At 58.7% G+C, this 5,646-nt stretch carries 6 protein-coding genes; 5 read left to right on the top strand and 1 reads right to left on the bottom strand.

The genetic code is table 11. From position 1 onward, the window contains the following. Window positions 1-135: 135 nt before the first annotated feature. A complete protein-coding gene (locus WBB95_RS21555) occupies window positions 136-441 on the bottom strand; it encodes a DUF2288 domain-containing protein (protein ID WP_424489413.1) in 306 nt (101 codons plus the stop codon). Between the two features lie 341 nt (window positions 442-782). On the opposite strand from WBB95_RS21555, the gene WBB95_RS21550 reads away from it, so the two are divergent. The 5 genes from WBB95_RS21550 to WBB95_RS21530 form a co-directional block, all read left to right on the top strand. Beyond that, on the top strand, window positions 783-1,910 hold the full coding sequence (locus WBB95_RS21550; protein WP_424489412.1) for a branched-chain amino acid ABC transporter substrate-binding protein: 1,128 nt from the start codon (window positions 783-785) through the stop codon (window positions 1,908-1,910). Window positions 1,911-2,139: 229 nt separating this feature from the next. After that, entirely contained in the window at window positions 2,140-3,063 is a 924-nt protein-coding gene (gene livH / locus WBB95_RS21545) for a high-affinity branched-chain amino acid ABC transporter permease LivH (RefSeq protein ID WP_106577104.1), read from the top strand. After that, complete coding sequence (locus WBB95_RS21540) at window positions 3,060-4,313, top strand: high-affinity branched-chain amino acid ABC transporter permease LivM (protein WP_424489411.1); 1,254 nt, start codon at window positions 3,060-3,062, stop codon at window positions 4,311-4,313. Before livH ends, WBB95_RS21540 begins: the two co-directional genes overlap by 4 nt. Further along, a complete protein-coding gene (gene livG, locus WBB95_RS21535) occupies window positions 4,310-5,077 on the top strand; it encodes a high-affinity branched-chain amino acid ABC transporter ATP-binding protein LivG (RefSeq protein WP_012722652.1) in 768 nt (255 codons plus the stop codon). Before WBB95_RS21540 ends, livG begins: the two co-directional genes overlap by 4 nt. 1 nt (window position 5,078) lies before the next feature. Then, on the top strand, window positions 5,079-5,646 hold a 568-nt coding region (locus WBB95_RS21530), incomplete at its 3' end, for an ABC transporter ATP-binding protein (protein WP_424489410.1).

Genomic DNA, 5,646 nt, shown 5'->3' with positions numbered 1-5,646 from the left:
TAAAACTGTTCCCATGACGCGCACGTAACCCCCGCCTGTGACCTTTCTCTACGGCAACGTGCCATCACTGCGAACGCAGTTACCCCGCTACACACTTAAACCCGGAAAAATCACGCACCATTCAAGTGCGACCCCTTACTGGCCTGCCCTTTCCTGGATCAAAATCCAAGGCGAAACCACCACCGCCCAAAGCCCCGGATCGCGCTCAACCAAGTCCAATGCCCGCGTCGCAGACACCTCGCCCAGACTCCCAGCAGCCAGCCAGCCAGCGACTTTCTCACGGTTATCCTCAGCCATTCCCTCAGCCGCTTCGATCAAATCCAGCCCAGCGTCGACCCACAATAGGGCACCCTTGGCAAAGAACGGTTCAAGCTCCTTCCAGGAAATTTCGGCGGTTTCACCGAGCAGCTTGGCATAGAGGGTGCTAGGTTCTTGCGTCATGGGAGTTCACCTGAATAAAAAATCGGCGCAATCATAACGTCGAGCGTCAGGCAGAAAAACCCAGTTGCAAATGAGTCACCGAACGAAAGTGTCAGGAAAGCCAAGGATTGCCCGAAACTCTGGCATCACCCCGCCGCAATTCTGTCTTTTTCTTTCATTTAAGCGACATACCCGGGTTTTGCCCCCAGCAGCCAGCTTTTCAAGCGATCAACCGGCGCTCTACACTGTACCGGTACAGTTGCCAGAGCACTGCCGGGGGGATATCCGAGATATCTGATCCGGTTCTGCAGCTCACAAGGCCGCTAGAACTATAAAAAATACAACAGTAAGAGTGGAGCACTATGAATAAGGCTACTAAGCAGATTTCCAAACTGTTTGCCGCTATGGTCTTGGCTGGGGTTGCCGGCCATTCGTTCGCAGCCGATACCATCAAGATCGGTATCGCAGGTCCTAAGACCGGTCCTGTGACGCAATACGGCGACATGCAATTCATGGGTGCCAAGCAGGCAATCGCCGACATCAACGCCAAGGGCGGCGTCGATGGCAAAATGCTCGAAGCCAAAGAATACGACGACGCTTGCGACCCTAAACAAGCCGTGGCCGTAGCCAACAAAGTGGTCAACGACGGCGTCAAGTTCGTGGTCGGTCACCTGTGCTCCAGCTCCACTCAGCCAGCGTCCGACATCTATGAAGACGAAGGCATCATCATGATTACCCCGGCTGCCACCAGCCCGGAAATCACTGCGCGTGGTTACAAGCTGATCTTCCGCACCATCGGCCTGGACAGCGCGCAAGGCCCGGCGGCCGGCAACTACATCGCCGACCACGTGAAGCCGAAAGTCGTCGCCGTCATCCACGACAAACAGCAATACGGTGAAGGCATCGCCACCGCCGTGAAGCAAACCCTTGAGACCAAAGGCGTCAAGGTTGCCGTCTTCGAAGGCATCAACGCCGGCGACAAGGACTTCTCCTCGATCATCCAGAAGCTCAAGCAAGCCAACGTCGACTTCGTCTACTACGGCGGCTACCACCCAGAGCTGGGCCTGATCCTGCGCCAAGCCCAGGAAAAAGGCCTGAAAGCCAAGTTCATGGGCCCGGAAGGCGTCGGCAACGACTCCATCTCGCAAATCGCCCAAGGCGCTTCCGAAGGCCTGCTGGTAACCCTGCCGAAATCCTTCGACACCGACCCTGCCAACAAAGCCATCGTTGAAGAGTTCGCCAAGAACAAGCAGGACCCAACCGGTCCGTTCGTGTTCCCGGCCTACTCGGCTGTTGAAGTCATCGCTGGCGGTATCGCTGCCGCGAAGTCCGAAGACACCGCCAAAGTGGCGGCTGCCATCCACGCAGGCACGTTCAAGACCCCTACCGGCGACCTGAGCTTTGACGCCAAGGGCGACCTGAAGGACTTCAAGTTCGTGGTCTACGAATGGCACTTCGGCAAACCAAAAACCGAAGTTTCCCCTCAGTAAGCCAGGCGTTACTGGTCCAACAAGCCCACTGTGAGAGCAGTGGGCTTTGTTTTACGAGGTTTATGGGCCTGACACCCGCGATCCGGGCGCTGGCTCACCTGAAAATCTTAAAACCGTCACCAGCGGTTCGCTGGCAAACGCTTTGTGCAAATGTGCTCACAGAACACAGCACGGGGCCGGAACATGACTCCACCAGTGAAATGCGTATCGGGTTTTTAGGAGCGCTGTAATGCCTGAGATCTATCATTTTTTCCAACAGCTGGTTAATGGCCTGACCATTGGCAGCACCTATGCCTTGATAGCCATTGGCTACACAATGGTTTACGGCATCATTGGAATGATTAACTTCGCTCATGGCGAGGTGTACATGATTGGCTCCTACGTGGCCTTCATCGCCCTTGCCGGGCTGGCCATGATGGGAATCCATTCCCTGCCGCTGTTGATGACCGCCGCGTTTATCGCGTCGATCGTCGTGACCAGTGCCTATGGCTACAGTATCGAGCGCGTTGCCTACCGTCCCTTGCGTGGCAGCAACCGTTTGATCCCGCTGATTTCCGCTATCGGCATGTCGATTTTCCTGCAGAACACCGTACTGCTGTCCCAGGACTCCAAGGACAAGTCCATTCCCAACCTGATCCCGGGGAGCATCTCCTTCGGCCCAGGTGGCGCACAAGAAGTGCTGATTTCGTACATGCAGATCCTGGTTTTCGTCGTCACCCTGGTGGCGATGCTGGGCCTGACCCTGTTCATCTCCCGCTCTCGTCTGGGGCGCGCCTGCCGGGCCTGCGCCGAAGACATCAAGATGGCCAACCTGTTGGGCATCAACACCAACAACATCATCGCCCTGACCTTCGTGATCGGTGCCGCACTGGCCGCCGTCGCGGCGGTGCTGCTGAGCATGCAGTACGGCGTGATCAACCCCAACGCCGGTTTCCTGGTAGGCCTCAAGGCCTTTACCGCGGCCGTGTTGGGCGGCATCGGCAGTATTCCGGGCGCCATGCTCGGCGGGCTGGTGCTGGGTGTGGCTGAAGCCTTTGGCGCCGATATCTTCGGCGACCAATACAAGGACGTCGTGGCGTTCGGCCTGTTGGTTCTGGTGCTGTTGTTCCGTCCGACCGGCATTCTGGGCCGTCCGGAGGTTGAGAAAGTATGAGCAGATATCTTAAATCGGCGTTTTTCAGCGCCTTGCTGGTCTGGGCCGTGGCCTTTCCGGTACTCGGCCTGAAGCTGAGCATTGTCGGCATCAACCTGGAAGTGCATGGCACGGGTCCCGTGACCCTGACCATCATCGCCCTGTGCTCGGTGTTGATGTTCCTACGCGTGCTGTTCACCCAGCAGGTCGGCACCCTGTTCAAGGGCAACCGTGGCCCGTTGGTATCGCCCAAGGTCAGCCAATTCCTGACCCTGCCGCGTACTCAGCGCTACATCATCATCGGCCTGATCGTGGCCGCGTTGATCTGGCCGTTCTTCGGCTCGCGCGGCGCGGTCGACATCGCCACCCTGATCCTGATCTACGTGTTGCTGGGCCTGGGCCTGAACATCGTGGTGGGCCTCGCCGGCCTGCTCGACCTGGGTTATGTGGGTTTCTACGCGGTGGGTGCCTACACCTACGCGCTGCTCTCGCATTACCTGGGCTGGGGGTTCTGGATCTGCCTGCCACTGGCCGGCATGGCGGCGGCCACGTTCGGCTTCCTGCTGGGCTTCCCGGTGTTGCGTCTGCGCGGTGACTACCTGGCCATCGTGACCCTGGGTTTCGGTGAAATCATCCGTCTGTTCCTGCGTAACCTCACCGACATCACCGGCGGCCCCAACGGCATCAGCAGCATCCCCAAGCCGACGTTCTTCGGGCTGTCGTTCGATCGCACCGCGGCTGAAGGCATGCAGACTTTCCACGAGTATTTCGGGATCGACTACAACCCGGTGAGCAAAGTGGTGTTCCTGTACCTGGTGGCGTTGTTGCTGGCACTGGCCGCACTGTTCGTGATCAACCGTTTGCTGCGCATGCCGATCGGCCGTGCGTGGGAAGCACTGCGTGAAGATGAGATCGCCTGCCGTGCGCTGGGCATGAACCCGACAATCATCAAGCTTTCGGCATTCACCCTCGGGGCAACCTTTGCCGGTTTCGCCGGCAGCTTCTTCGCCGCTCGCCAAGGTTTGGTGACCCCGGAGTCGTTCACCTTTATTGAGTCGGCGATCATCCTCGCCATCGTGGTATTGGGTGGCATGGGCTCGCAGCTGGGCGTGATCCTGGCCGCGATCGTGATGATCCTGCTGCCGGAAATGATGCGTGAGTTCAGCGAATACCGCATGTTGATGTTCGGCGCCATGATGGTGCTGATGATGATCTGGCGTCCTCAAGGCCTGCTGCCCATGCAACGTCCACACATGGAGCTGCGCAAATGAGCCGCGAGATCCTGAAAGTCGAAAACTTGAGCATGCGCTTCGGCGGCTTGCTGGCGGTCAACGGCGTGGCCCTGACTGTCAAAGAGAAACAGGTTGTGGCATTGATCGGCCCGAACGGCGCCGGCAAGACTACGGTGTTCAACTGCCTCACCGGCTTCTACAAGCCGAGCGGTGGCAGCATCCTGCTGGACGGCCAGCCGATCCAGGGTCTGGCCGGTCACGAAATCGCCCGCAAGGGCGTGGTGCGGACCTTCCAGAACGTGCGGTTATTCAAGGACATGACAGCGGTCGAAAACCTGCTGATTGCCCAGCACCGTCACCTGAACACCAACTTCTTTGCGGGCCTGTTCAAGACCCCGGCGTTCCGCAAGAGCGAGCGCGAGGCCATGGAATACGCGGAGTACTGGCTGGACAAGGTCAACCTGACCGAGTTTGCCAACCGCCCTGCCGGCACCCTGGCCTATGGTCAGCAACGTCGCCTGGAAATCGCCCGCTGCATGATGACCCGCCCGCGGATCCTCATGCTCGACGAACCGGCCGCCGGCCTGAACCCCAAGGAAACCGAAGACCTCAAGGCGCTGATCGGCGTATTGCGTGAAGAAAACAACGCCACGGTGCTGTTGATCGAACACGACATGAAACTGGTCATGAGCATTTCCGACCACATCGTGGTGATCAACCAGGGCACGCCGCTGGCCGACGGGACGCCGGAGCAGATCCGCGACAATCCTGAAGTGATCAAAGCCTATTTGGGGGAAGCGTAAAATGCTGCAATTCGAAAACGTTTCCACTTTCTACGGCAAGATCCAGGCCCTGCACAGCGTCAACGTGGAAGTGCGCCAAGGTGAAATCGTCACGCTGATCGGCGCCAACGGTGCCGGCAAGTCGACCTTGCTGATGACCTTGTGCGGTTCGCCCCAAGCCTACAGTGGCAGCATCCGTTACATGGGTGAAGAACTGGTGGGCCAGGCGTCCTCCGAGATCATGCGTAAGAGCATCGCCGTGGTGCCGGAAGGTCGCCGGGTGTTCGCCCGCCTCACCGTGGAAGAAAACCTGGCCATGGGCGGGTTCTTCACCGAGAAAGGCGACTACCAGGAGCAGATGGACAAGGTGCTGCACCTGTTCCCAAGGCTCAAGGAACGCTTCGCCCAACGCGGCGGCACCATGTCCGGCGGCGAGCAACAAATGCTCGCCATCGGCCGCGCTTTGATGAGCAAGCCCAAGCTGTTGCTCCTGGACGAACCCTCCTTGGGGCTGGCGCCGATCATCATCCAGCAGATCTTCGACATCATCGAACAACTGCGCAAGGACGGTGTGACGGTGTTCCTTGTGG

Origin of the sequence: Pseudomonas sp., from assembly GCF_049645325.1 — a bacterium.
Taxonomy (GTDB): Bacteria; Pseudomonadota; Gammaproteobacteria; order Pseudomonadales; family Pseudomonadaceae; genus Aquipseudomonas.
Note: the sequence above shows the minus strand (reverse complement) of the source record. Positions and strands in the feature narration are given on the sequence as shown.

Coding starts and splice junctions, on each gene's coding strand:
- livH (WP_106577104.1), top strand. CDS start 2,140: ATGCCTGAGATCTATCATTTTTTCCAACAGCTGGTTAATGGCCTGACC.
- WBB95_RS21555 (WP_424489413.1), bottom strand. CDS start 441: ATGACGCAAGAACCTAGCACCCTCTATGCCAAGCTGCTCGGTGAAACC.
- livG (WP_012722652.1), top strand. CDS start 4,310: ATGAGCCGCGAGATCCTGAAAGTCGAAAACTTGAGCATGCGCTTCGGC.
- WBB95_RS21540 (WP_424489411.1), top strand. CDS start 3,060: ATGAGCAGATATCTTAAATCGGCGTTTTTCAGCGCCTTGCTGGTCTGG.
- WBB95_RS21550 (WP_424489412.1), top strand. CDS start 783: ATGAATAAGGCTACTAAGCAGATTTCCAAACTGTTTGCCGCTATGGTC.